The sequence below is a fragment of the Pseudoduganella sp. R-34 genome (assembly GCF_049904655.1).
Classification (GTDB): domain Bacteria; phylum Pseudomonadota; class Gammaproteobacteria; order Burkholderiales; family Burkholderiaceae_D; genus Rugamonas.
In genome coordinates this window covers 2,748,610-2,774,350 of record NZ_CP184572.1, presented here as the reverse complement: position 1 = coordinate 2,774,350, position 25,741 = coordinate 2,748,610, and the positions used below count along the sequence as shown (strand labels likewise).

Annotated in this window: 20 protein-coding genes; 3 read left to right on the top strand and 17 right to left on the bottom strand. The window is 65.5% G+C overall.

The genetic code is table 11. From position 1 onward, the window contains the following. Window positions 1-19: 19 nt before the first annotated feature. The 9 genes from ACN9MW_RS12845 to ACN9MW_RS12805 form a co-directional block, all read right to left on the bottom strand. Window positions 20-1,129 (bottom strand): ABC transporter permease, encoded by a 1,110-nt coding sequence (locus ACN9MW_RS12845; RefSeq protein ID WP_426171215.1) that lies wholly within the window; start codon window positions 1,127-1,129, stop codon window positions 20-22. Beyond that, the gene (locus ACN9MW_RS12840) at window positions 1,126-3,450 is read right to left on the bottom strand and encodes an ATP-binding cassette domain-containing protein (RefSeq protein ID WP_426171214.1); all 2,325 of its coding nucleotides are present in this window, start codon (window positions 3,448-3,450) and stop codon (window positions 1,126-1,128) included. Before ACN9MW_RS12840 ends, ACN9MW_RS12845 begins: the two co-directional genes overlap by 4 nt. Then, window positions 3,447-4,313, bottom strand: a complete 867-nt coding sequence (locus ACN9MW_RS12835; protein ID WP_426171213.1) for a SagB/ThcOx family dehydrogenase — start codon at window positions 4,311-4,313, stop codon at window positions 3,447-3,449. The genes ACN9MW_RS12840 and ACN9MW_RS12835 overlap by 4 nt, the downstream gene beginning before the upstream one ends. Further along, entirely contained in the window at window positions 4,310-5,638 is a 1,329-nt protein-coding gene (locus ACN9MW_RS12830) for a YcaO-like family protein (RefSeq protein ID WP_426171212.1), read from the bottom strand. The genes ACN9MW_RS12835 and ACN9MW_RS12830 overlap by 4 nt, the downstream gene beginning before the upstream one ends. A 3-nt stretch (window positions 5,639-5,641) precedes the next feature. Continuing rightward, entirely contained in the window at window positions 5,642-6,616 is a 975-nt protein-coding gene (locus ACN9MW_RS12825; protein ID WP_426171210.1) for a TOMM precursor leader peptide-binding protein, read from the bottom strand. Between the two features lie 81 nt (window positions 6,617-6,697). Continuing rightward, on the bottom strand, window positions 6,698-6,835 hold the full coding sequence (locus ACN9MW_RS12820) for a hypothetical protein (RefSeq protein ID WP_154668206.1): 138 nt from the start codon (window positions 6,833-6,835) through the stop codon (window positions 6,698-6,700). Window positions 6,836-6,991: 156 nt separating this feature from the next. Beyond that, window positions 6,992-7,855, bottom strand: a complete 864-nt coding sequence (locus tag ACN9MW_RS12815) for a class I SAM-dependent methyltransferase (RefSeq protein ID WP_426171208.1) — start codon at window positions 7,853-7,855, stop codon at window positions 6,992-6,994. Window positions 7,856-7,860: 5 nt separating this feature from the next. Further along, window positions 7,861-8,220: a hypothetical protein gene (locus ACN9MW_RS12810; RefSeq protein ID WP_426171207.1), complete on the bottom strand. Its 360-nt coding sequence runs from the start codon at window positions 8,218-8,220 to the stop codon at window positions 7,861-7,863. A 67-nt stretch (window positions 8,221-8,287) separates the two neighbouring features. Then, window positions 8,288-8,425, bottom strand: coding sequence for a hypothetical protein (locus ACN9MW_RS12805; RefSeq protein ID WP_426171205.1), 138 nt, complete (start codon window positions 8,423-8,425; stop codon window positions 8,288-8,290). Between the two features lie 174 nt (window positions 8,426-8,599). Between ACN9MW_RS12805 and ACN9MW_RS12800 the strand changes: the two genes are divergently transcribed. Next, window positions 8,600-8,785 (top strand): hypothetical protein, encoded by a 186-nt coding sequence (locus ACN9MW_RS12800; RefSeq protein ID WP_426171203.1) that lies wholly within the window; start codon window positions 8,600-8,602, stop codon window positions 8,783-8,785. Window positions 8,786-8,937: 152 nt separating this feature from the next. On the opposite strand, the gene ACN9MW_RS12795 is transcribed toward ACN9MW_RS12800, so the two are convergent. Genes ACN9MW_RS12795 through ACN9MW_RS12785 form a run of 3 tightly spaced genes read right to left on the bottom strand, consistent with a single transcriptional unit; the run spans window position 8,938 to window position 13,317 of the window. Next, complete coding sequence (locus ACN9MW_RS12795; RefSeq protein WP_426171201.1) at window positions 8,938-10,815, bottom strand: ATP-binding protein; 1,878 nt, start codon at window positions 10,813-10,815, stop codon at window positions 8,938-8,940. Then, complete coding sequence (locus ACN9MW_RS12790; RefSeq protein WP_426171199.1) at window positions 10,815-11,411, bottom strand: YfiR family protein; 597 nt, start codon at window positions 11,409-11,411, stop codon at window positions 10,815-10,817. The genes ACN9MW_RS12795 and ACN9MW_RS12790 overlap by 1 nt, the downstream gene beginning before the upstream one ends. 4 nt (window positions 11,412-11,415) lie before the next feature. After that, a complete protein-coding gene (locus ACN9MW_RS12785; RefSeq protein ID WP_426171197.1) occupies window positions 11,416-13,317 on the bottom strand; it encodes a TonB-dependent receptor plug domain-containing protein in 1,902 nt (633 codons plus the stop codon). A 103-nt stretch (window positions 13,318-13,420) separates the two neighbouring features. Between ACN9MW_RS12785 and ACN9MW_RS12780 the strand changes: the two genes are divergently transcribed. Next, entirely contained in the window at window positions 13,421-13,669 is a 249-nt protein-coding gene (locus ACN9MW_RS12780; RefSeq protein WP_426171196.1) for a hypothetical protein, read from the top strand. Here ACN9MW_RS12780 and ACN9MW_RS12775 read toward each other — a convergent pair. The 5 genes from ACN9MW_RS12775 to ACN9MW_RS12755 all read right to left on the bottom strand — a co-directional run bounded on the left by ACN9MW_RS12775 (window position 13,642) and on the right by ACN9MW_RS12755 (window position 24,904). After that, the gene (locus tag ACN9MW_RS12775; protein ID WP_426171195.1) at window positions 13,642-14,733 is read right to left on the bottom strand and encodes an SMP-30/gluconolactonase/LRE family protein; all 1,092 of its coding nucleotides are present in this window, start codon (window positions 14,731-14,733) and stop codon (window positions 13,642-13,644) included. The genes ACN9MW_RS12780 and ACN9MW_RS12775 overlap by 28 nt on opposite strands. A gap of 122 nt (window positions 14,734-14,855) precedes the next feature. Then, window positions 14,856-16,415, bottom strand: coding sequence for a DUF5060 domain-containing protein (locus ACN9MW_RS12770; protein WP_426171194.1), 1,560 nt, complete (start codon window positions 16,413-16,415; stop codon window positions 14,856-14,858). Further along, window positions 16,412-18,226: a glycoside hydrolase family 28 protein gene (locus ACN9MW_RS12765; protein ID WP_426171192.1), complete on the bottom strand. Its 1,815-nt coding sequence runs from the start codon at window positions 18,224-18,226 to the stop codon at window positions 16,412-16,414. The genes ACN9MW_RS12770 and ACN9MW_RS12765 overlap by 4 nt, the downstream gene beginning before the upstream one ends. Continuing rightward, complete coding sequence (locus ACN9MW_RS12760; protein ID WP_426171191.1) at window positions 18,223-21,993, bottom strand: pectinesterase family protein; 3,771 nt, start codon at window positions 21,991-21,993, stop codon at window positions 18,223-18,225. The genes ACN9MW_RS12765 and ACN9MW_RS12760 overlap by 4 nt, the downstream gene beginning before the upstream one ends. A 1-nt stretch (window position 21,994) precedes the next feature. Next, complete coding sequence (locus tag ACN9MW_RS12755) at window positions 21,995-24,904, bottom strand: TonB-dependent receptor domain-containing protein (RefSeq protein ID WP_426171189.1); 2,910 nt, start codon at window positions 24,902-24,904, stop codon at window positions 21,995-21,997. Window positions 24,905-25,078: 174 nt separating this feature from the next. Between ACN9MW_RS12755 and ACN9MW_RS12750 the strand changes: the two genes are divergently transcribed. Next, a complete protein-coding gene (locus tag ACN9MW_RS12750) occupies window positions 25,079-25,738 on the top strand; it encodes a FadR/GntR family transcriptional regulator (RefSeq protein ID WP_426171188.1) in 660 nt (219 codons plus the stop codon). The last annotated feature ends 3 nt before the right edge of the window (window positions 25,739-25,741 follow it).

Sequence of the window (25,741 nt, the reverse complement as noted above, 5' to 3'; positions counted from 1 at the left end):
TTCAATCCAGGACTCCTTCTCAGTGCAGGTCACGCGGCGTCCAGCCGAAGCGGCGCACAGCCAGCAGCAGGCAGGCGCACATCATTGCGGCCAGTACCACGATGCTGTAGGCGTCGCCCTTCCAGCTCATGCTTCCGGTCAGCGCGTGCCGGATGCTGGCCATCATCGCATTCAGCGGCAGGAATTCGAGTGCGTCGCGCAGCAACGGCGGCAAGCCGCCCAGCGGGATCATGAGGTTTCCGGAAAAAAGCAGCGGGAAGTACAGCAGGTTGCTGGCCATGGTCACGCCCGCCACGCTGCGGCTCGCTGCGGCCAGCAAGAGTCCCAATGCCAGGAAGGCGGCGCAGCCCAGGACCAGCATGCCGCCAGCTGCCGCGATGCCGGCGGGACCGGCATTCAGCTTCACGCCATAGACGGCCCAGGCCACGGCAAACATGGTGGCACTGGCCAGGACGATGATGACGAGGCGCGACAGGCACCAGGCCAGCACCACCACGCCTGTCGGCATCGGGAACAGCTGGTAGAGGCGGAACATGCCGCCTTCGCGGGCGGCGACCAGCGGCCCGGCGAAGCCCATCAGGCTGGTGGACAGGATGACCAGGCCGGCCAGGCCGCTGACCAGGAACAGGCGGTAGTCCAGCGCGCCGGCGGCCGGCGCCGGCGGCGGTGGCATCACGACGCGAGGTTCGTCCTGCAGGCCGGCCAGGTTGTAGCCGTCGCTGAAGCCGCGCAGCATGCCGTAACTGGCTTCCAGCGTGGGGCCGGCGGCGAGCGAGGTTTCGAGCTTCATCTCGGTGCTTTGGCCCGCGCGCACGGCTTCGGCGAAACCGGCGGGGATGGTGAGCTCCAGGTCGGGCTTTACCGTGCGGGATGGCGCGACCACGCGGAATTCAACGCTGTTTTGCAGGCGCAGGCCGCGCGACAGCTCGCTGGCGTACCTTGTGCTTTCCGTGCTGCGGTCCATGTCATGGATGACCAGCGTGACGGGACCCAGCTTCGCCTCTTGCCCGAACAGCGCCATCTGCATCATCAGCATCAGCAAGGGAAAGGCAAAGGTCCAGAATAAGGCCAGCCGGCCGCGCAGGAAGAGCGCCAGGTCGGCGCGCACCAGGTGCAGCAGGTTTTTCATGCGGTTCCACCTTTGGTCAGGTCGGCCAGGAAGTCTTCGATGGTCGAAGTTTCGAGACTGAAGTTGGCGATGCCTTGCTGCTCGATGAAGCGGCGGAATCCCGCGTCGAAGCCTTGTGCGCCCTGGAGCAGCCAGCCGTCCTGCATTGCTTCGGCGCGCAGCAGCGCTGGCAGCGCGTGCATGGATTGTTCCGCCTCGCCGGGCAATGCCTGGCCGATGCGGGCCTTGAAGCGGCCGACGCGGCGCGCCTGCAGTTCGTCCAGGGTGCCGCCGTCGACCAGTTCCCCCCTTTCCATGCAGAGGATGCGGTCCATGCCGAGCAGGTCGGCGGGGACGTGGGAGATCTGCAGCACGGTGGTCGGCATGCCGGCCAACAGCTCGCGCAGGGCGCGGGCATGCCATTCGTCGAGGCCGAGCGATGGCTCGTCGAGCATTGCCAGTTCCGGTACGTGGGATAGCGCGAGCCACAGCATGACGCGCTGCTTCTGGCCGCGCGAGAGTTGCTGCCAGAGTTTGCCGCGCAGTTCGTCCATGCCGAGGGCACGGGTCACCGCCGGTTCCGTGCGGGCGTAGATCGTTTCGTGCAGCGACATGACTTCGCTGACGCGCATCTGGCCCGGCAGGTCGGCGCTTTGCAGCAGGCCGCCCAGCTTCTGCCTTGCCCTGGCGTCGCGCGGATCGCCGATGGCCAGCTGGATCTGGCCGCTGTCGGGCGCGCGCAGGCCGAGCAGGGTCTCCAGCAGAATGGTCTTGCCGCTGCCATTGGGGCCGACGATGGCGACACGCTCGCCCTTGCGCAGGGCCAGATCGCCTGGTTTCAACCTGAAGCCGGACGGGAGCTGCAACGTGATGCCCAGCGCTTCGAGGGCGATGGCGGCGGGCTCGCGCGCGTGCGCGGTCGCGGAAGGCGCCGGTTCGGGTATCGACGGTGCGATGGCCACGACTTCGTCGCCGGGATCGATGCCGTTATCGAGCAGCATTTCGCGCGCGTGGGCGCGGTACAGCGGGTGCTGCATCGCTTGCCGCAACATGCCGGCGCCGCGGTCGCGATCACCGCCGTAATTGGGCGGTGCATGCAACAGCAGCGAAGCATGATGAATCAGCAGGTCCGGGTCGCCGGCAATCAATTCCTGCGCTTTGCCGAAGGCGTGCAAGGCGTTCTGCCCTGCCGTCGCGACCTTGATGATGTTGGGTTGGGCCAGCAGGATGGCGAGGATGGCGCGCACGCCGCGCCACAGCCACTGGCGGCCCGCCGGGAGGATATCGGCAGCCTTGAGCAGCGCGTCAATGCTTGCCTCCTGCTCGGCCGGCAGCCTGGCGCCGCCGTGGACCTGGAGCAACGCCTGGTTCAGGCGGGCGCTGAGCAAGGCGTCCAGCAGCACGGGCTGGGTGAATACCGCTTCCGCTTCAAGCAAAGCAATGCCGGCCGACAGGTCTTCGGCGCGCTTGCTGCTCCACGCGGAGAAAATGGCTTGCTGCACTTGGGCAGTAGTCTCGTTCCCCGCCTGCTGTACGGCCTGGACATGCGCGGCGGGAATCGCCAGGCCGCTGGCCTGTTCCACCAGCCCGGCGATCTGTGCGTCGCTGGCGGCGCGCGCGACGGCACGGAACAGCGAAACAATCGCCGTCGCACCGCCACGGGCACAGACAGCATCCAGCAGGTCGGCGCCGAGGCGGCAGGCAGCACGGTAGGCGTCAATGCCGGCACCTGTCGACGCAGCGAACATGGCATCGCCGTCGCGCGACAGCATGCTGCGCAATGGCGGGGCAAGTTCCGGGCGCTGCGGCAGCGGCGTGGCGCCGCCGAACCGGTTGGCAAACAGTTGCGCCAGTCCCTCGTCGAGCAGGCGCACGCCGCACGTCAGGAAGCAATGGGCGACTTCATGGAACACCACCGCGCGCAGGCCATCGGAATAGCCTTCAGTTTGCGTGGAGAGGCGCACCATGGCCAGCCCCGGCAAGCTCTCCATCGTCAGGTGCATGTCGCGCTCCGACGGCACGCATTGCAGCAGGATGCACGGCGGCGGCAGGCCGAGAAAAGCGGCACAGGCGGCGGCCGCCTCGTCGAAATTGCGCAGCAGCGCAGGCGGCGGTTCGTGCTCGCCCAGCGCATAAACGCTGCCGCAAGCACGCCAGGCGCGCCGCCCGGCCAGGATGTCCTGCAGGACCGGATAGGCATGGAAGCGCCCGCGCAGCGCGAACAGGCGTTCCAGCGCATCCCCTGCGCCATCCCGATCGCCAGCCGTGGCCAGGCGCAGCACGGCACCTGCCGCATCGCGCAGCCACAACTCACTATCCTGCCAACCCGGCGCGTCGTTCATTCGTCCTCGCTGGCGGCAGGTGCAAGCGGCGCTTCGCGGCCGAGCAGCATGACGGAAGCCACGGTTTCCGTCACGCCATCGATATCAAGCAAGGCCGCCAGCTCGTCGTCATAATAGGCTCCGTAGACTAGGGAGCCCAGCCCCAGCCCTTGCGCGGCCAGGCACAGGTTCTGCGAAGCGTGGCCGGCTTCCAGCAGCGACATGCGATAGCCGCGCGCGCCGTACTTGGCGGTCGCGCGCTGCGGCACGCTGGTCATCACGCACACCACCGGCGCCTGGACGCCCGACCCGCCCGACTCGCCCGACTTTACTTCCGCGCTGCCGAAGGCGTCGCCCTGCTGCGGTTTCAAAACGCGCAGCAAGTGGTTGCGCGCATCGTAATGCGCGATGCAAGGCTCGATGCCCTCTACCTGGTTAAGGAAGAAATAGAACTCGGTCGGGTACAGGCCGCCCGGCGACGGATAGGAGCGGAACGCCAGCTTGACATGCGGCGCGATATCGCTCTTGGCCATGCGGCGCACGCGCAGCGAATGGTGCAACAGGCTGGAAAGCTCCTGCAGCGTCATGGCGCCGGCAAAGGCGCGCGCGCTCTTGCGCTGCGCCAAGGCCTGCGCCAGTTCGCCCAGCGCCAGCACCGGTTCCGGCAATTCAATCGCCGGGCAGGACGGATAGGCGTTATAGCCCGCCGCGCCGCGCGCGATATACGCCGGATGGCGCAGGAAGCGCACAATGTTCTTCACCTGACCCATCAGGGTGGCGCGGTGGAACTTGGTCTGCTCATGCAGGATCTCGGCCGGGTCGTCGATGTCGAACTGGCCCGCCATGGCCTGCGGCGGCAGCAATTCCTGGAGTGTCTTGGTCATGGGAACGGATGCGGTTCGAGGTTAGGTTCAGGCACGCCCGGCAAGCCCCAGTGTGCAGCGATGGCGCGCAGGCGGCGCTCATCGCGGCTCACCAGGCCGTCGCCGAACAGCAGCGGATGCAGGCCGGGAATGAAGGCGCGCAGCACGCAGAAGCCAAGGCTGGCCACGTCGGCGGAAGTCACGTCCACCGCCAGCGCGCGCAGGCCCATGACCTTCAGCCGTGCCAGCAAGTCGCCCATGCCGGCCAGTTGGCGCAGCGCGGGGTCGTCGGAAGAAACCGTGGCCTCGCTGGTGAACAGGAAGTCCATCGCCCCCTGGCGCGAACGATCCAGGAAAAAGGCGAAATGGTCGCCCGGGTTGCGGATCGCGCCCTGCTCCGGCAGCGGCGTGCCCGCCGCCAGGATGGAGCTGCCCCACACATAGCCGTGGAAGGCTTCCACCACGGCCTTGTTGATGGCCGTGGCGACGTCGAGGTGGGCGCTGGCGCCGAGCGACATGGTGCCGTCGTTGCGGCTACGCGCCAGGCACAGCACCACCGGCATGCCGACATCGGTCGTGATGTCCCACAGATGCACGTCCAGGCTGGGGTGCGCCAGCTGGCGGCGCACGCCGGGCAGCAGGCGTTCCATGGTGGACGGGGCCACCAGCAGCTTGCGCGGCGCATGCTTCATCTGCCACATGGCAGCAAAGGCGTCGCGCTCGATCACTTCCGCCAAGCCGCTCAGCAAGGCCCTGCCTTCGTCCATGCCCGTTGCCAGGCCGGTGGACGAGGATTGCATCACGATCTCGCGCTTGTCCTTGACCTGCATGCCGAGGTAGACCATCTGCGCCGGCACATAGGCCTCGCGCGCAGGGTCCATCAGGTCGGCAGCCGGCGCCCAGGCGCGCACCACCGACGTGTCGTCGGCCGCGAATTCGAAGCCCTCGCCATATTGCTCCATCGCGAAGAGGATGAACTGGCCAGGGCCGACCGCCGCGTCGCCCAGGGAATCCTGCGAGGCATACAGCAACTGGTCGTCGAAATGCGCGGCCGCCGCATAGCGCTCCACCGCTTCGCCAAACGCCGCCCACATGGCCGAGGTGCGATCGAACGCAGCGCCCGAACCGGCCAGGCTGGCGCGATCGGTGTTCGGGTTGTTCGCCTTGCCGCGCGCCGGGTCGACCATCATGCTCTTGATGTCGACCATCAAGGCATTAAAGACGAACAGGCCGCGTGCATCGGGGTGCTCGGTTTCTTCCAGCAGCGACGTGATGATGCCGTGGCGGCGATGCACCAGGGCGTCGTGCACCAGGGCCAGCTGGCCCGCATCGGACAGGCGCTCCATGGCTCAGGCCCGACGGCGCAACAGCGCCTGCTGGAATACGCTGCCTACCGGACGCTCGGTGCTGGCGGTGCCGCACACCTGGCAACGCGGCAAGCGCAGCACGCGCGAACGCACGATCTCGCCGCTTGCGCTGTCGATTTCGCTGAACACGCTTTGCTGCAGGCCTTCCAGCGTGCCGGCCAGGAACTGCAGCGCCAGGCGCGACGCCTCGGCCACGCCGAACTGGACGGCAAGGCGGCTTGGCAGCGCGTGGTACAGGATGTTCTCCGACTGGCTGCGCATGTCGAATTCCGCCACGAACTTGCGGGTCGAACGCACGCGGTGGAAATAGCATTCGTAGCAGCCGGTGGCTTTCGGCAGCACCAGGGGGCCGCAATGCACGGTGTTCCAGTCGATGCCGACGAACAGCGCCGGCCAGCCGGCAGCAACGGCCGTGGCATTCATGGCGCGGAACAGCGCGATGTCGTCGAAATCGGACGCCACCAGCAGCAGCGCGCGGCGTTCGCCCTTGTCCGGCAAGGGGCCGTCGCGCACCACGCGCTCCACCTGCACGCCGAGTTCGGTCAGCGAAGCGGCCAGCGCATCGGCGCAGGAGCCGGTGCCTGCCAGCGCCAGCACCCAGTTGGACTTGTCGTAGTGCGGGCGCTGTGCCGGGCCGGACATGCCGTCCTGCTCGCGGCGGTGCTGCAGGTGGTGGAAGGTGGCATCGCCGCCGCTGCGTCCGTTCTGCTTCAGCAGCACGCGCGCCTCGACCAGGGCGTTGACCGCCGCTTCCACCGCCTCGGGCGGGAAGCTCTCGGCGCGGTCGTCGAGCAGCTTTTTCAGCGTGACGCCTTGCGCGGCGTCGGCCAGGATGCTTTTCAGGATGCCGACCCGGTCTTCCACCGTGAAGCGGCGCCCGACGACGGAAATGGCAATCTTGCCTTCGCCCAGCGTGGTCACTTCGGCCAGCGGCGAGATGTACAGGGACTCACTCATTCTCTTAACCAATCTCAGAAAAAAGGCGTGGCACCGGCGCTGCTGCACGAGGCAACGACGCCGGTGTCCGGACTTAACCGTTTAGCAGCAGCAAGAGCAGGAGCAGGTGCAGCAGGAGACGCTCACGTCGGCCAGGGCGCCGCTCATGTCGTCCATCAGGTATTCCGGCTCGGTGGAGTCGGTGATCTGGATGTGGGTGGTTTCAATCAGAATGGTCATTTCTCTGCTTCCTTTTGAGTTTTTAAGAGAATGGCCGCGCCATATGCGAAACCAGCATAAGCAAATGCGGATTCCGCATCGGGCACGACCGCTCCGGAAGGTAGCATGAAACTAAACTACATCTAGTAGAAGAAACATTCCAAAAATATTAACTTTCTAGTTGCTAGCGAGCATTAAATGCGTGCCGCCGCCGAGGCGCAAATTGTCCCCGCGCCCAGCAAAATAGCGGCTTTCCAGCGCATCGCGCCCAAAATCTTGCACTGCGGAAAATCCCAAATCGCGCAGGCGCGCGCACAGTCCGGCAGGATCAAAATACGACAGCCAGGGCTCGCCCTGCTCGGCATAACGGCGCGCGAAGTACTCGACGCCGGCCCGCTCGAGCGTATCGAGCAGCTCCGGCTTGATGCCGTAATCGAACACGATGCCGCTGCCGCAAGGCAGGCTGGCGACCAAACCCAGGGTGTCGAAAATGGCCTGTTCGGTCAGGTAGAGGGTGACGCCGAGCCAGGAGAAAAACACGGGCCGGTCCAGGCGGCAGCCGGCCGCACGCAGCGCATCGGCAAGCGCATCGCGTTCGAAATCGACCGGCACGAAACGCAGGCTGTCCGGCACGGTGATGCTGCTGGCCGCCAGCAGCTTGCGCTTCCACGCCTGGGTTGCAGGGTGGTCCACTTCGAACACCTGCAGCGCCGCGTCATGCTGGCGGCGGCAGGCGAAGGTATCCAGGCCCGCGCCCAGCACCACGTATTGCCTCACGCCGGCAGCAGCGGCGCGCGCCAGTTCATCTTCGGCAAAGCGGCTGCGCACGGCCATGGCAGCGCGCAGGATGCGGCTGAAGCCGGCGTCGTAGACGCGCGCATTGGACTGCACTTGCACGCAGTCTTCCGGCCCCAGCACCGGCAGCGCCAGCGGGTCGTCGAAAATGGCCGGCGTGTCCAGCAGCTGGTGGGCTGCGCGCAAGCGCGCCACCATCAGCGCGCTGCGGCTGGGCTGGCCTTCGCTGAGCAGGTGGCTGGACATGGGGCTTACATGCCCTGCGCTTCGATATCGGCCAGCGACTCGCGGCCTTTTTCAGTGATGGCAAAACCGCCTTCGGTCGCCACGATGTGCGACTTCTTGCCCAGGAACAGGGCCACGTCCTTGTCCGCCACCGCACCGGGCGCCACGGCCAGCGCACGCAAGGCCATCACGCAGCGGCGCAGGAACAGCTGCTGGCGGCCGGCATCGGTCAGGATGATGGCCCCGCTGCGCTCGAATTTGATGAACTTGATGCCGGACAGGCGCTTGCTGTTGCGCCCGACGCAAGCGCTGGGCTTGCCCTTGATGCCGCGGGCAATCTCTTCCAGTGCGTTGAATTCGTCGGTGCTCAGTTTTTCGTTTTTCATTGCTCGTATCCCATGATGGTGCCTTTGCAACCCATCATGGTACGCGCCTGCACCGGAGGCGGCAAGCTTACTTGAGCGCGCGCAGCGCCAGCCATGCCAGCGCCAGCCCCGTCACGGCAGTCGCACAGACCAGCGCCTGGAGACGGCGGCTGTGCAGGTCAATACGGCGTTTGAGGTAGATCTTGTTGTGCAGGGAATTGCCCATCGCGGCCTCCGACGAAGAAAAAGCGTGTGTCGATGACCTATTATAGATAGCGGATCGTGACGCTTTCGTGACAGCGCAAAATATATTCTCAGCGCACAACACTTATTTCCCTTTAGCAAGCAAGCGACAGCAGGTGTGGGGCGCTGGTAGCATCGGCAACAAGGAGGATCCAGCATGGAACAGCCAGCAAAATCGCAGCCTGAAAAAGGCCGCCATTTCATTGAAGAAGCCGACATCGGCAGCGGCGAGAAAACGCCGGGCGAACAGGATACCGACGAGCAGATTCGCCAGATTCCTCCCCTGCCCGACGCGGGGGTCAAGCCTGCATCGGGGGCGGCTTCGGCACCGGCTCCTCGATAGGCGGCTCGGCCGGCCGTGGCAGGTCGTCCGGCGGCGGATCTTTTTCCGGCTCGGGCGGAGGGGATTCCGGGTCGGGTGTGATATGCGCTCGCATGGCATTACTCCTCGATTAACGTTGCCTGTCAAAGCAGATCGGGCGTTTTCGCCGGATATCAAGGGCCAGCGTGAGCCAGGATTTCCTGGAGCTGGTCAATACTGACCGGCTTCACCAGGTGATGGTGGAAGCCGGCCTCGAACGCTTGCTGGCGGTCCTTCTGCTGCCCCCAGCCCGTCACCGCCACCAGCACCGTATGGCGCAGGGCCGGCAGGCGCTTCAGCGCCCGCGCCAGGTCATAGCCATTCAGCTCCGGCAAGCCGATGTCGAGGAAGGCGAATTCCGGTGCGAACGCTTCGGCGGCCGCCAGCGCCTGCTTGCCGTCGTGCGAGATATGCACCTGGTGGCCCATCGACCGCAACAGGCCGCCGATGCCATTGACGAAGTCGACATTGTCGTCGGCCAGCAGGATGCGGTGCAGGCGCGCATCGGACGGCAAGGCTTGCGCCGCGGGCGTTGCGGCATGGCCGTCGGCCAGCGCCGGCAGCGTGACGATGAAGGTGCTGCCCTGCCCTTCGCCGGCGCTGTCGGCGCGGATGCTGCCGCCATGCAGCTCCACCAGCTTGCGCGCCAACGACAGGCCGACACCCAGGCCCGCCGTGCTGCGCTCGAGCGAGGAGTCGGCCTGGATGAACATCTCGAAAATAGCGTGCAGCATCGCCGGCGAAATGCCGATGCCGTTGTCGCGCACGCGCAGCTCGACCTGGCCCGCGAGCGCCTCGGCTTCCAGCGCGATACTGCCGCCGCGCGCGGTGTATTTGGCGGCGTTATGCAGCAGGTTGGAAATCACCTGCGCCAGGCGCGTGGCATCGCCGATCAGGTAGACCGCCTGCTCCGGCACCTGCACATGCAGGGTATGTCCCTGCGCAGCAATGAAAGGCCGCGCCAGTTCCAGCGCATCGTTCACCACGTCCTGCAGCATGAGCTGCTCGCGGCGGATGGCCAGCTTGCCGGTATTGATGCGCGAGACGTCCAGCAGGTCGTCCACCAGCCGCACCATCTGCTTCAACTGGCGCTCCATGATGGAGCGGGCGCGTTCGCAGGCCACCTGGTCGCTGGCATTGATGCGCATGATGTCGAGGCCGGTACGGATCGGCGCCAGCGGGTTGCGCAGCTCGTGCGCCAGCGTGGCGAGGAACTCGTCCTTGCGGCGATCAGCCAGCAGCAGCGCGCGCTCCGCGCCCTGGCGCACGGTCATTTCGTGCTCCAGCGTGAGGTTGGCATCCTGCAGCGCATTGGCCCGGCGTGCGATTTCGGCCAGCATGTCATTGAAGGCGTCGACCAGCGTGCCGATCTCGCCGCTGGCACGTTCGCCGACGCGCAGCGAATAATCGCGGCGCTGCATCACCGCGCGCGCCACGTCGGTCATGGCCAGCAGCGGACGCGTGATGGCCTGCTGCAGCCGATGCGCGACGACGGCCGCCAGCAGCAGGCTGCCCAGCATCACGCCCAGCAGGATCAGGGCATAGCTTTGCACACGGTCGAGCAGGCGGTAGGAGGCGCTCAGGTACACCGTGCCGATGCGTTCACCTTCCTCGACGATCGGGTGGGTCACCACCATGTGCCCGCCTTCGATGGAATAGCCGAGCGGGCCGGGCTTCTGCGGCAGGGCCGATATTTCCGACGGCGCGTGCACATAGGATGCGAACAAGGCGCCATTGGCGGCATAGATCGCGCCGGCCTCGATCTGCGGCCGCACGCGCAGCAGCCCCAGGTTCTGGCGCGCCGCACGCGGATCGTTGAAAGAGAGCGCCGGCGCCGAGGCCGTAGCCACCAGTTCGGCCTGCGTGGTCAGGTCATCGATCCAGCCTTGCTGGAAGCTTTGCAGGTCGTACACCAGCATGGTCACCGTGGTCACCACCAGCGCGACAAAAGTCGTGGCCAGTGCCGTCAGGATCAGCTTGATGCGAACTGATCCTGCCGCCCTGGTGATCATTACTGCCCGCCTTTCTGCACGTAATAGGCGACCGACAACAAGCGTGAACTGAGTCGTACATTGCAGCGTTCGGCCGCCGGCAGCGAGACTTCAAATCGCACGCGCTCGTCAACCAGGCGGAAATTGATGACACTCCCACTTTGCAAGCCATCTTCCTGCTCGGTGACCGTGACGGTGCCGTTCTTTTCCGCCGCGCGCAGCGCCGCTTCCGGCAGGCTGGCATCGCTGCCGACGAACAGCAGGTTCAGGCCGCCCAGCGCATCGCCCTCGCTCAGCTTGCGCACGCTGATGCTGCGGTTGCCGACGCTGCGGCCGCTGCTGATCTGCGCCAGTTGCGCCGCCACCTCGTCCGCCCCCAGCACGCCCACCACCAGCGTCGGCCCGGGATCGGATGGAAACTCCATATAGCCCAGGAATTTATACAGGAAAGCAGCCTTGACGCTGCGCTCGAGCACCGGCGTCGCGCCGTTCTGCTGGGAGCCGACCGCCAGGCAGCTGAAGGCGAACAGCATCAGCGCCAGCGCCAGCAGGCGGTTGCGCCAACTGCCGGCCGCCAGCGGCGGCGCGGCCCATAAAGTAAGGCTTGCGCTTACCATTTCCTTAGTATCGCATCGTCAATTTCAGGACCGCCCGCCGTTCGAACACATTGCGGCCGGGGTAGCCGCCCCACTCGCCATGCCGTGCATGCAGCAGGTTCTGTCCGGCGAGCGCGACGTCAATATGCTGGCTGGCTTTCCAGACCAGGTTCGTATCCAGCTCATGATACGACGGAACATGGGGTTTAGGCATGCTGCCGTTGTAACGTAATGTCCAGTCGAACTGGATGCGTTCGCCAATTTCGTGGGAAGAACGCAACTGCCAGTAGCTGTGCGGGTCGTTGATCAGGATGCCGATGCTGCTGGCGTCCTTGCTGCCTGGCTTGAGCCTGGTGTCGATGTCCTGCACCACCAAGCCGGCATTCAGGCGCCAGCGCAGCATCGGTTGCCAGCGCGCCCACAGTTCGATGCCGCGCGTGCGCCCTTCGGCCAGGTTGCGGAATTCGAAGATGCCGCGGTAAGGTTCGGCCGTGGCGTTCGGCTCCAGGGTGCGCAGCTTGTCGTAATCGGCGTACCAGGCCGTGGCCGAGTATGACCAGTTCTGCCCCGGCTGCGCCCGGTAGCCCAGTTCCAGCACCTTGGCCACCTCCGATTCGAACTCGGGGCTGGCGCCGACTGCGAAACGCGGCACGCCGCCGATCATGACCGGCGTGGGCGGCTGCACGAAGTCGCGGTCGGCGCGCGCCGGCGCCCGTACCGTGCGCGACAGCGCGCCCCAGACCGTTTGCCTGGCATCCGGGCTCCACGCGAGGCGCAGCGTGGGCAGCACTTCGGAGCCCGTGTAGGTGTTGTGCTCCACCTTCACGCCGGCGGTGGCGCGCAGGTTCGGCGACAACGCCGCCTCGTCCTGTGCGAACAGGTTCCCCCAATGCATATTGCGCTCGTAGGGCCAGAAGCCGAAGTTCGGCCCGGGCGTATTGTCGTCGCGCGAATGGCGATAGCCGCCGCCCCACGACAGCTTGTGGAGGCCGAAGCGCACGTCGTGCTGGCCTTCCAGCTCCACCGTATCGAGCCGGTCGACGTAGGCGTTGGGCTGGTTGCGTTCCGTGTGGTCCAGCACGAACTGCAGGCGCAGCGCACTGTCTTCGCCCAGCTGGCGCATGTAGCGCGCCACCAGGTTGGCGCCGGACAGGCGGATATCGCGCGTGCCGAGCTGGCCCAGGTTGGCCTGGTAGGCGTCGCCCGACACGGCGAAGCTGCCTTGCTCCAGTCCCCAGTCGGCGCGGAAGCCGGCCTGGCGGCGCTGCATGCCGGTGTAGGTATTGAGGCCGGTTTCGGTCTCGGTGTCTTCGGAAGCCATGGCTTGCGCGTAGGCGCGGTAGTAGCCATTGTGCGGCAGGCGCCCGCCGAAGCGCAGGCTGGCGTCGCCCTCCCCACTCGACGCGGCGACCGACAGCAGCGTGCCCTGGCTGTCCTTCGCACTGCGCGTGATGATGTTGATCACGCCGTTGACGGCGTTCACGCCCCAGATGGTGGCGCCGGGGCCGCTGATCACCTCAATGCGTTCGATGTCTTCCATGACCACCGACTGGGCGTCCCAGAACACGGCGGAGAAGAATGGCGAGTAGACGCTGCGGCCGTCGATCAGCACCAGCAGCTTGTTGGCGAACGCGCCGTTGAAACCACGCGCGCTGATCGCATAGTTGCGCGCGTCGATGCGCGCCACTTGCAGGTTTGGCGCCAGGCGCAGTGCTTCCGGCAGCGAGCGCACGCCGCTGCGGCGGATATCGGTGGCGCTGATGACGAACAGTGAAGCGGCGGCCTTGCTTAGCCTTTCTTCCTGCCGCGAGACCGAGGTGACCACAATTTCATTCAGTTGTTCCAGCGTGAGGTCGGCGATGTCGCCATCGGCCAGGCCCGTAGCGCGCGCGCCGGGCGCCAGGGACAGTACGGCCAGCAACAGCAAGGGAGTGGGATTCCTGTACATGGCGAAGAGGAAAATTGTCGTAGGGAATTATAGACACAACTATCCGGCGCACGATTCGCTGTGACCATATTGGCAACAGTATGTGCTTGTAAATTTGACAGGGGCGCCCAATATGGGCCGGACCGCACAGACAGGAGAAGCCATGTTCCCGAAACCGCCCCGGCCCGAACCGCCGCGCAAGGCAGTCGCCATGCAGGTCGTCCAGCAGCGCGTCACCGGCGCCGTCGATACCACGACGATCGTCGTGCCGACGCCGGCACCGCAGGCGCCCCTGCCGGCGGTGCCAGACGACGCGCCGGCCGGTCAGGGCCGTGGCATCCAGCCGATATAGGCTGCGTGCAGGCTCTGGATATAAAGGCGGTCCTGGCTTTCCAGAACTGCCGTGGCTTCCGGGTAGGCGCCGGAAGGATCCTGCAGGTCGGCCAGCACCTTGCCTTCTTCGCTGAAGGCGAACACGTGGCCATAGGCTTTCGGCACCGGCCACAGGGCGCGCGGCAAGCGCAGCGTGAGCTTGCGCATGAAGGGCTTTTGCGCCAGTTTGTCGATGGTCGGGTTGCGCGGCTTGACCAGGCCGGCCCAGATCTTGCCGTCACGCCCGCGCATCAGGTTGTCGGGATAGCCTGGCAGGTTGTCCAGCAGGACTTCGCGCTTGCCGCTTTGCGCGTCGATTTTCCAGATGCGGTAGCGGCCTGTTTCGCTGACGAACAGGGTGCGCCCGTCTTCCGACAGCGCGATGCCGTTGGCGAACGAAAAACCGCCGGCGAGCACGCGCGTACTGCCCTTCGATGGGTCGTAGGCCAGCACGCGGCCGGTTGCCGATTGCTCGAGGATATCCAGCACGCTGGCCTCGAACGTGCCACCCCACTCGGCGGGCGCAAAGCGGGTCGAGGCGTCGGTGAAGTAGATCACGCCGCTGGGCGCCACCACGACGCCATCGGCATAGCGGATTGGATCGCCTTGCGCGACTTGCGCGGCCAGCACGGTGACCTTGCCGTCCGGGGAAATGGCCAGCAGGCCTTTCATCGCGTCGGCTGCAATCAGGCGCCCGCCGGCGTCGAAGTCGAAGCCAAGCACCCGTCCGCCGGTGTTGGCGAAGACTTCGCGCTGGCTGCCATCAGGCGCCATGCGCAGGATTTTTCCACTGGCGACGGCGGCGTACAGCTTGCCGTCCGGTCCCATGGCCAGATGCTCAGGGCCTTGCTCGGCGCCGATGTCGATTTTCTGCAGGCCGGCGAGCCTCGTGTTTGGCGCATGCGCACCAAGGTATCCCGGCGCCTGTTGTGGCGTCCACGAAACCGGTTCAGCGGGCACTGGCCACAGCAGCAGGTAGGCCAGTAACCCAGCCAGCGTCAGGCCGGCGCCGGCCGCGATCTTATGTCCCTTCGAGCTTTCCAAGAATGTCTCCCCATAACAAAGATGGCAGACATTTTAACTAATTGGCCCTGCCCGAACTGCGGCTGCACTTTCCCCGCCTGTGGCTTCCGCCGGCAGCGGCCACGAGGCGACGGCGCCGCGCTTCACGGCAGCCTCGTGATGCGCAAGGCCATGTAGGGACGGCCGGGCAGCGCGATGCTGCGGCCGTCCTTGTCGGCGAAGCTGTAGTTGTCGCGCTTGCGGATTTCGAACGTGCCCTCCACCGGCGTGACCAGCATGTTCCAGGTATCGATCACCTCGGCCTTGAATTTCATGCCATCCGCCAGGCCTGGCTTGGCCAGCACGAAAGGCCAGGCAACAGGCGCCTGGCGGCCGAAATAGCCCAGGTAGTACTGGCCAGGCTTGCCGGCAAACGGATACTCCTGCCATTTGTCGATCGGCTCCAGCCCTTCGGCCGGGCTGCCGGAAAGGATCTTGCGGAAGAACGCCAGCCGCGGCGGGCTTTCACCGCGCATGGTCCCGCCCTTGCCCAGCCAGGACATGTCGCCAGGGTCCTTGAAGATTTCGCCATGACCGACATAAGTGCCCGCAATCGCCCCCATCCAGAATCGCAGCACCATTTCCTGCCCGGACAGCTGCCCCCAGCGGCGCTCGATATTGCCCTCGTATTTCACCTCGTCGTAGACCACGGGCTTCGAGTACACGTCGCGCAGCAGCACGGCGCGCTCGAAGTCCTCCGCAATGGCGCCGCTTTGCACGCTGACGTGCGTTACCCAGGGCTTGGTGTGGTTGTACAGCACCATGGCATTGTGGATCGAGCGCAGGTGCCGGTAGGGATCGCGCTGCTGGACGATTTCGAAGTAGCGGTCCCACTCCGGCATCTGCTTCTTCACCAGGTAGTCGAATTCATTCGCCATCGACCACCAGACGTTGCGGTAGGAAGCCAGCCGCGCGACCACATAACGCAGGTAGCGCTCATTGACTTCGGCCGGCATCTGGTCGAAGCCCCAGAAGCCCTTGTCATAGGGATGGAACAGGATGACGTCAGCCTCGATGCCGAGAGCACGCAAGTCGCCGATGCGCTGCTCCAGGTGGCGGAAGAATTCGGGATTGAAGCGCGTGAAGTCCCACTCTTTCGGCGGCGTGCCTTCGAAGGGGAAGCGCGGCGGCTGGTGCCTGACGTCCTGGTTCGGAAATACCAGCATGCGGATCTTGTTGAACGGCCCCGCCGCCAGGGTCGCCAGGGTCTGGCGCTCGATGGATTCCGGCTGGTGGGTCCAGCCGTAACTGGTGGTGCCGACTTGCCAGAACGGCGTGCCGTCCTCATAGCCGAAATGATGCACGCCCTTCACCCGCACCGGACCGTGGTTGCCGGCCTTCGCGGCAACGACCGTGAACTTGCCGCGCTTGCCGTCGAGCGCCGCGCGATTGCTGTGGGTTTCGTACTCCCATTCGCCGACAGTATCCGGCATGAAGCGCACTTTGTACTGGCCATCGCCGTCGTAAAAACCCTCCACGGTCAATTGGCGCGTCCCTTGGCGGAAGGTGGCTGAAATTTCCACTTCGGTGAAGGGATTGCCGTCGCATGGCCCGCTCAGGGAAACTTCCTTGCTGGCCCAGCGCTCGACCAGGCCGGCGTCCTGTGCCTGCGCCCCCGCTGCTGCGAACAGGGCTGCCGCCAGCAGCGCGAGGATGTTCTTCATGCGTTCAGCTCCGTGTTGATGGTTTTCCCGGCTATCCGTACATTGGCAAGCCTGATGCGCCTGGCGTTGAAAACGAACCAGGGATCGGCGGCATTGCGCGGCGTGCCGAAATCAGCATCGGTGATGGAGATATCGCGTAGCGGCAGCACGGGGGTGCCGGGCGGCCCGTTATAGCTGCCCGGCACAGGGCCCAGCACCACCATGACCTGGTTGCAGGAGAAGGCCCCGTCCGGGCCTTGCACGTTGCTGGCGCGGATGCCGCTGAGGTGGACGTCGGACACCCTGGGCGGCCGGCTGCGCACGATATCGTCCGCGGGAGCGTAGTCGCAGTCGATTGTCAGCACCGCGCCGCCGCCGGTCGAGGGCATTTTTCCGCCCAGGCTGTTGCCCGGCAGGGGCTTGTACGGCCGTGGCGTGGTCTGCACGCCATTTGGCAGCGTGATGTTGCGCACGTGAAGGTGGCGCAGGTAGCCGCCGCGGTTCATATTGGTCTTCAGGCGGATCGCGGTCCACAGCGGGTCGCTGGCCCAGTGCGCGTTGCGGAACTCGATGTCCTGCGCATAGATATGCTCGATGCCGGCCGACATTTCGCTGCCCAGCGTGATGCCGCCATGGCCGCTGTTCATCACGCAATCCTGGATCAGCATATTGCGTGTCGGGCCGTATTGGGTGTCGCGGTTCTTGCCGGATTTGATGGCGATGCAGTCGTCGCCGGTATTGAATTCGCAGCCTTCGACCAGCACCGTGTCGCAGGCCTCCGGGTCGATGCCGTCAGAGTTGGGACCGATGCTGTCCATGCGTACGCGCTTGATGTGCACGTTGCGCGAGTTGAGCGGATGGTGGATCCACATCGGCGTGTTGACGACCATATAGCCCTGCATCAGTACATTGGTGCAGTCGACGAACTGGATCATCGAAGGACGCAGGAAATGGCCAAGGCCAAATACCCGCTTTCCCGGCGCAACGCCGGCTTCGGAAAGCGCCGGCAACAGGCTTGCGTCTGCGCGCCAGCCCTCGCCCGCTCCCTGTATCCGGGCCCGCGCCGCGGCATCGAGCTGGGGCGCCACTTCCGCCAGCGAAGCCGGATTGGCCGGGTTCGGAACGGACTGGTGCACGGCGCCGGGCAAGGCGCCTTTCGGGTTCATGCCCCACCAGCAGTTGCCGCCGCCGTCCTCGAAGGGAACGCCGGCCTGGCCGTTCAGGATGCAGCTCCAGTCTTCGCCGGTGAGGGCGATGTTCTGCTGGCCGCGCGCATAGACCATGGGGCTGAAGTTCAGGCAGTCGTTGCCTTGCCAGCGCGTGAGCACCAGCTTGCCGTTGCCGCCGCAGTCATAGTCGCCATCGCGCGCAAAGTCGGCAGGGTTGGCGCTGAACAGGATATGCGCGCCGGCCTGCAGGTGGACGTGAACGTTCGACAGCAGCGTGATCGGGCCTCTCAGGTACCAGTTCCCCGCCGGGATGACGACACGGCCGCCGCCCGCCTTGTGCGCAGCTGCGATGGCAGCCTTGACCGCGGCGTGGCTGTCATGCGATCCCGGCGCCTGCGTCTCCAGTTCGCCCTTGGCGTGGATAGTGGGATAGCCGTGTACCTTCGCCAGTTCGCAGGGCCTGGCGCCAAAGTCGCTCACCAGGTAGTCGCGCTGAGGAAAGCGGAGCGGCACGGCGAAGCGGCGCCGGATATCCTGCGCCCGCGACCACGGATCGGACGCCGCAACGGCCGATGCGGCGCTGGCAAAACCGAGCGTGCCCGCGGCGGCGGCACCTTGCAACAGCCTGCGGCGGCGCGCCGAATGCCGGACATTTTTACTCATGGCTGAGGGTTCCATCCTTTCCCGTTTGCGTATTGGGCGAAGACCTTGGCGCGGCTGTCATAACGGGCGGCGCCGGCGGGCGCCAGCACGCGCCCTGCTGCGCGCTGCGAAAGGTCGAGCGGCCTGCCCGCCAGATCGGTGCTGCCGCCCTCTTCCCAGCCCTTGCCGGCGCGCGGCTTGCCATGCCAGCCTGCGGCATTGACGTGCGGCCCGACGCTGCAATTGATAAAGCGCACATTGTCCCAGGCCGTGGCCACGCCCGGCCGCGCCAGGAAGGTCGCAGCGGGCGGCACGTCGTTGCCGGCCGGCCCGGGTCCATGCGTCAGGCGGCTGTTCAGGAAGACGAAGCCGGGATCGTCTTCAGCCACGGTGCGCGCTTGCACCAGGTAGCCGCCGCTCGAGGGGTTGGCGCTGTCGCCTACCGAGCGGATCTCGGATTCTTCGAACAGGGCGGCACGGTTATAGCCCCACACAAAGTCCACGTTGCCCGCCACCAGGCTGCGGTAGAACCAGGCGTAGCCCTTGACCTGGATCGTATCCTGCTCGCTGAGGAAATCGGCCTCGTTGGCGATCAGGCGCCCTTCGCTGTTGAAGTTGAGCGCTTCCGCCTGCGCCCCAATGGTCTTGCTGCGCCATGTCGTGTTGACCAATGTCAGCCTGTCGAGGCGCAGCAGGTCCGCATCCTCGACCAGGAACACTGAACGGCCTCCGCCGGCCCCGGGTGCCAGCGGCAGCTGGCCGTTGCCGCTGCCAGGATTGACGCCGTCGCTGTTTTCGCCGGCGATGATGGCGCCATGGCGGCTGTCACCACGCAACGTGACATTGTCCTTGCCGCGCAGGTAAAGCAGGCCGTCGTGCTTGCCGTTGGCGAGGCTGATGGTAACCGGAGTCGCGCGCGGGATGTTCTGCATTGCGTGGTCCAGCGCGCCCTGCACGGTACGGAAGTCGGCATTGCCTGCCGGCGCCACGCGCAGCGCCGTGCCTTGCGGCGCGCGGTCGCGGGTGCGGAAGGTCCATCCGGCCGGTTTCGCGATGCCTTCGAACGGGACCTCGGCCAGGGTTGCGCCTGTGAACACCTTGCCGTCCACCAGCACGTAGTAGTCGGTGCCGTATGCCAGCTTGCCGTCATGTGGACGGATCGTGGCAGTAGCCCCATCGAGCGTGATCGCCTTGTAGCGGACGACGCGCTGCACGCCGTCCCGGCTGGCGCCGATTTCGTCCAGTTCCAGGCCGGGGCGGATGACGTCGACCGTCACATTGTCTTTGGCGCGGACGATGCGGACCGAACCGCTGTCGCCGAGAGCCGGCGCCTGGTCGAAACGAAGCTGCAGCCGCGTGTCGACCGGGACGTCGCGCTCACCGGCCGCCGGCGAAGCTCTGCCCGTAGCCAGTGCGCCGCTGCGCGAAGAGGCTGCAAACGCCGCCCCCACGCGGACCGCCAGCGTCGCTGCCACGTTCGGATCTTCCGCACTGGCGAGCGTGACTGCCGCAAAGCCGGCGCTGCGGGGCGCCAGCACGAGCTCATCGCCGTCCACGCTGGCATCAAGCACCGAGGCATCGCTCGAGCTGGCGGCAAAGCGCAGGGCACGAAGGCCGCCGCGGCTCGCGGCGCGTACCGCAAAGCGCTGGGGCGGATCACCGGCCTGCAAGGCAAGCTGCTTGTGCCGATGGGCCAGGCCGATGCTGGCCGGCGGCTGCGCCATGCTTCCCGCACGCAAGCCATCGATCTCGAACCGGCCGCCCTGCGCCAGCACGCCGATGCGCGGCGGCAGCGAATTGGCTTCGTCGACACCGATCAGGCGCGTGCCGTTCAGGTAGGCAGTAAGCGCCGCACCGTCGACGTCGACGCGGATCGTGTAGAACGCCTCGCCTGCATCCGGCTCGATGCGCACCTGCTTCAGGAATTTCGGCTGGCCGTCGATCATGCGGAGAATATTGACCGCCATCCTGCCGCCCGGTGCGGCTTCCAGGCCGAAGCCAAGCCAGTTACGGTCGTCGGCGTAGCGCGCAATGACGTAGCCGCTGCGTTTCGCGTCGGTCGCCGCCGATCCCGGCGCAGGCCTCAGGCGCGCCTCGACATAGTAGGAAGCGCTGGTCGCCGCCGCGGTTTCCGCAGCCGGCACCAGCGCCGCGGCAGCCGTCGGCGCGGCAGGCGAAACCAGCCAGGGTTCGCCGCGGCACCACGCCGCTCCGCCGGCGCAAGCAGCCCCTTCGCCAACGCGCACCAGCCGCACAGCCATGTAGGGCCGTCCCGGAAGTGCAATGCTGCGCCCGTCCTTGTCGGCGAAGTTGTACGTATCGCGCTTGCGCATTTCAAACACTCCCGGCACCGGCGAGACGGTCATGTTCCAGGTATCGATCACCTCCGCCCGCAATCTCGTGCCTTCGGCAAGTCCCTTGTTGTGCAGGACCACCGGCCAGGAAACCGGCGCCTCGCGGCCGAAGTAGCCAAGGTAGTACTGCCCCTGCCGCCCGGCGAACGGGAAGCCCTGCCATTTGTCGATTGGCTCCAGGCCCTGCGCCGGGCTTTCCGCCAGGATCTTGCGGAAGAACTCCAGCCGTGCCGGGCTCTGGCCACGCAGCACGCCGCCCTTGGCCCACCACACCACCTCGTCCGGCGAAGTGTAGGTTTCGCTGTGTCCGACGTAGGTGCCGGCAATCGCCCCTTCCCAGAAGCGCAGCACCATTTCCTGCGGCGTCAGGTTGCCCCAGCGCTGAGGGAAGTTGCCCTCGTATTTGACTTCGTCGTACACCACCGGCTTGTTGTAGACATCGCGCAACAGCACCGCACGTTCGTAATCCGTGGCCAGAGAACCGCTTTGCACGCTGACATGCGTCACCCAGGGCTTGCCATGGTTATAGAACTCGAATGCATTGTGGATGGAGCGCAGGTGCTGGTAGGGATCGCTCGCCTGCACGAGCTGGAAGTAGCGGTCCCAGTCCGCCATCGACTTCGACTTGATGAAATCGAACTCGTTCGCCATCGACCACCACACGTTGCGGTAGGCCGCCAGGCGCGCCACGATGTAGCGCAGATAGCGCTCATTGGCCTCCTGCGGCATGGCGTCGAAGCCCCAATGCCCCTTGTCGTAAGGGTGGAACAGGATGATGTCCGCTTCGATCCCGAGATCGCGCAACTGTCCGACGCGCTGCTCCAGATTGCGGAAGAAGGCCGGATTGAAGCGGCTGAAATTCCACTGCGAAGGCGCCTTGCCCTCGAATGGATACAGCGGCGGCTCGTTCTTGTTGAATTCATAGCGCTTGGGGAACACACCCATGCGCAGCTTGTTGAACGGTGCCGTGGCCAGCGTGCGCAAGGTCTGCTCCTGCAAGGCCGCCGGCTGGTTGGTCCAGGAATAGGACGTGGTGCCGACCTGCCAGAACGGCGTTCCATCGGCATAGGCGAAATGCCAGGTGTTGTGCACGCGCACCGGCCCGCGGTTGCCCGGCCTCGGCGCAACCACCTGGATCTTGCCCGTCTTGCCGGACAAGGCGTCCCGGTTGCTGCGCGTTTCATACTCCCAGGTGCCGACGCTGTCCGGCATGAAGCGGACCTTGTACCTGCCGTTGCCGTCGTAAAAGCCTGCCACGGGGACGCTGCGGCCCCCTTGCCTGAACGTGGCCGCCAGTTGCACGTCCAGGAAAGGGTTGCCGTCGCGGGGCCCGGCCAGCTCGATCTCGGCCGTGCCCCACTGTTCCACGGGATCGGCTTGCGCCGCTGCCGACAACAGCAGGACGCAGGCCAGCAGCAGGCAACGCAGCAGCATCTTAGAACTTGAACTCCACCGAGAAGCGATACACACGGCCCAGCATGTCGGCCATCGAAGTCACGTACCCGCCGCTATAAGTGCTGTTGGAGGTCAGTGGCGGCCATTCCTCGGTCAGGTTGTTGACGCCGAAGCTGAGGGTCGTGTTCTTGAAGCCAGTGTAGTTCACGTTCAGGTTGTACTGCTTGTAGGCCTCCACTTCGGTCAGGGTGGACCCGGCACGCGGGGTGACGTCGGTCACGCTCGAGTTATAGCGCTGCGACAGCGTGCTGGCCCAGGCGCCGTTGGTGTAGGTCACCGAGGCGGTATGCTTCCAGCGCGGGTTGATCTGCGGCAGGCCGGCCAGGCCGGCGTTCGGACCCGAGCCGCCGTAGCGGCCATCGTTGGTGATGATGCCCACGTTGCTCAGCCAAGCACCGTTTTTCTCGGACTGGAACTCATACTTGTCCATATAAGTGCCGTCCAGTTTCGCGTCGAAGGTGCCGAAGCTGGTTTTCGGGAAGCGGTAGCTGGCCGACAGGTCCAGGCCGCGGATGCGGGTCTGGCCGCGGTTGGCCTGGCTCGCCACGATGTGGTCGATGGTGCCGTCCGCATTACGCACGAAGTTCACGTCGTACTTGGCTGGATTCTGCTGGATCTCGGCGATGGTCACCGCGCCCAGCACGTCGCGCAGCTTCAGGCCCCAGTAGTCGACGGTGATCGACAGGTCTTTCACCGGCTCCAGCGCGAAGCCGAGCGAGAAACCGCGCGATTTTTCCGGTTTCAGGAAATCGTTGTTCGGCGACTTGGTCCAGTAGTTGGTGGCGACGTTACACACCTGGTCATAGGTGTAGCCGGCCTTTGGCGTGCCGGTGCCCGCCACCAGCGGCTGCGAGCTTGGGCACAGGACCGGATCGTCCATCACCTGGTTGCGCACTTCCGGCGTCGGGTTCTGGATGTCGATGATCGACGGCGCGCGGAAGCCGGTATTCACGTTGCCGCGCAGGACCAGCTGCTGGAACGGCTGCCAGCGCGCGGCCAGCTTGGGGTTGACGGTGGTTTGCTTCAGGTCATAGTAACGGTCGGCGCGCACCGCTGCATTCAGCAGGAACTTGTCGGTAATCGGCGCATCGGCCTCCATCAGCAGCGAAGCGATGGTACGGTGGATCTTCTTGGCGACGCCTTGCGGGGTCTCGCCCACCAGGTCCGATTGCACCACGTTGCCTGCCGCATCGATGTTGTAGCTGCCGTCGGCTTTCTTCAGCACGTAGTCCAGCGGCGCATTGAAGGTCTGCGCGCCGTCGCGGCGCAACTCGCCCGAAACGGCCAGGGTCAGCGGGCCGCCCTTCAGGTCCCACACGCCCTTGGACAGGGTCACGTCGACACTCTGGTTGAAGGCCTTGTTAAGGCGATAGGTATAGTCGTCCGCCTGGATGCTCTGCAGGTAAGCCAGGCCGGCCGCGTCCTGCAGGCCGAACGGGTTCAGGGTGCCGTTATTGAAGCCTTCCTGCGCCTTGGTGTACGAGATATAGCCTGCGCCGGCACGCGTGTCGCGCTTCGACTCACCGTAATTCAGGCCGGCGCGGTAGTCCCAGCCCAGCACCTCGCCTTCGGCAGTCAGCACGATGCGGTCGTTGGTCTGTTCGTCGTTACGGTATGCCGGGCCAAGTTCGGCAGGACCCCACTGGAAGTAGATGGTCCGGTTGTTCATGTTCAGGTTACTGACCGTGCCCGGCGTCTTGGCCGGGTCGATGAACATGGTCGGCGTGTTGCTGCCGGTATTGCTGCCCACCACCTGAACGGCCGGCGTGATGCCCTTGCCCGGATAGTATTTGCTGGAAGCCGGCAGCGAATATGTGGTGAACGGGTTGGTCGATCCCGGCGCCTGCATGCCGCGGTATTTCTGGACCGTGAATTCGGAGTGCAGGATGTCCAGGTCCACCTTGTGGCCGCCCGGCAGGTTCATGCTGGCGCGGCCGCTGATGTTGGTGATCTCGCTGCCGTCGGTCACCGCATTCCAGTACAGCGGATTACGGGCGCAGCCCGGCGCATACACTGGCGGCGTGGCGGTGCTGTTGTTGCCCAGGGTCGGTGTGGCGTATGGCGACAGGCAGCCGGTGGCGAAAGTCGGGTTGTAGTTCGAGTTGGCGTTGCGCGCGAAGCCGAAGTTGGCGGCCGGGGTCGCGTTGCGGGCGTCCGGCGTGATGCCCAGGCCCAGCGTGCGCAGGATGGCAGGGTCGTGCTGCTCCGGGCGGTCGCTCTGGAACAGCGCATCCTTCTTCTGGTGGTCGATCGCAATATAGGCGTTCCAGCCGTCGCGCGACAGGTTGCCGGCGCCCAGGATCATGCCGAAGCTCTTCGTATCGGCGCCGCCCTTTTCCGTCGGCGCGTATTCGGCCTTGACCGAAGCGCCTTCGAAGCCGCGCTTGGTGATGAAGTTCTGCACGCCGCCGATGGCATCCGCGCCGTAGATCGACGCGGCGCCGCCGTTCAGGGTTTCCACGCGGTCCAGCGCCATGCGCGGCATCACGTTGACCGAGACATACTGGTCCTGCAAAGGCTCGTTGGCCAGGCGGCGGCCGTTCAGCAGCGTCAGGGTGCGCATCGGCCCCAGGCCGCGCAGGTTGATGATCGGCCCGGCCGCGCCGCTATTGGTGCCCAGCGACAGCGACTGCGGCATTTCCAGCACCAGGTCTTTCAACTCGGTGTTGCCGCGCGCCTGGAGTTCGCTGGACTTGATGGTGACCAGCGGGGTGGCGCCCTCATTGGCTACACGGCGGATCAGGGAGCCGGTCACCACCACCGAGGCCACCGGCTCTTCCGCCGGGGCCGCGGTCTGTGCGGCTGCCTGGTTCGCCATCTGAAGAACGGCCGCTGCTACGGCTGCTGCCAGCACGGCGCGTTTGGTTTGAGGGCCTGCAACGTAATTCATGAGTCTCCTCCAGTTGTATGATCAAATTGGTTTGATCGATTTTCGATTTTGGTATAACCACAGACTAAAGTGGTTAGGCCAATTTCACAAGAAGAAATTGCAAGCTTGTGCAAAAAAGCCACTATTGGCCAGTCCAGATTGTTGTTTTGGCCTGACCACATTAGAATTGCGCACATGGAGACCAGACTATATAGACAGGTGGCGGACAAGATCCAGGCGATGATCGCCACCGAGGGATATGGAAGCGGCGATCGCCTCCCGTCGGAGCGCGAACTTTCGGCCAAGCTGGAGGTGAGCCGGGCGTCCCTGCGCGAAGGGTTGATTGCGCTGGAGCTGGGCGGGGTGATCGAGGTGCGCAGCAATTCCGGCGTCTATATATGCGACCGTCCAGGGCACGCGCCCGCCCTGCCCGAAGCCGGCCCGGGACCGTTTGAAGTGCTGTCGGCGCGGCGCGTGATCGAGGCCGAGATTGCCGCCATCGCCGCGCAAGTGGCCACCGACCGTGCGATCGACGCCATCCTCTTCGCGGTGGAAGCCATGGAGCGCGACCACGACGACGTGGCCACCAATGAACAGGCTGACCGCAACTTTCACATGGCGATTGCCAATGCCACCGGCAACAGCGCGCTGGTGGGCGTGATGAACCACCTGTGGGACCAGCGCGGCCACCTGTGGCACAAGCTCAAGGAACACTTCCAGACCGAAGAACTGCGCAAGGAAACCCTGGGCGATCACCGCGCCATCCTGCAGGCCATCGCCAGCCACGACGCGGGCGCCGCCCGCAAGGCCATGCGGGTGCACCTTGGCCGCGTGACACGCACTTTCTCTGCTTAGGAG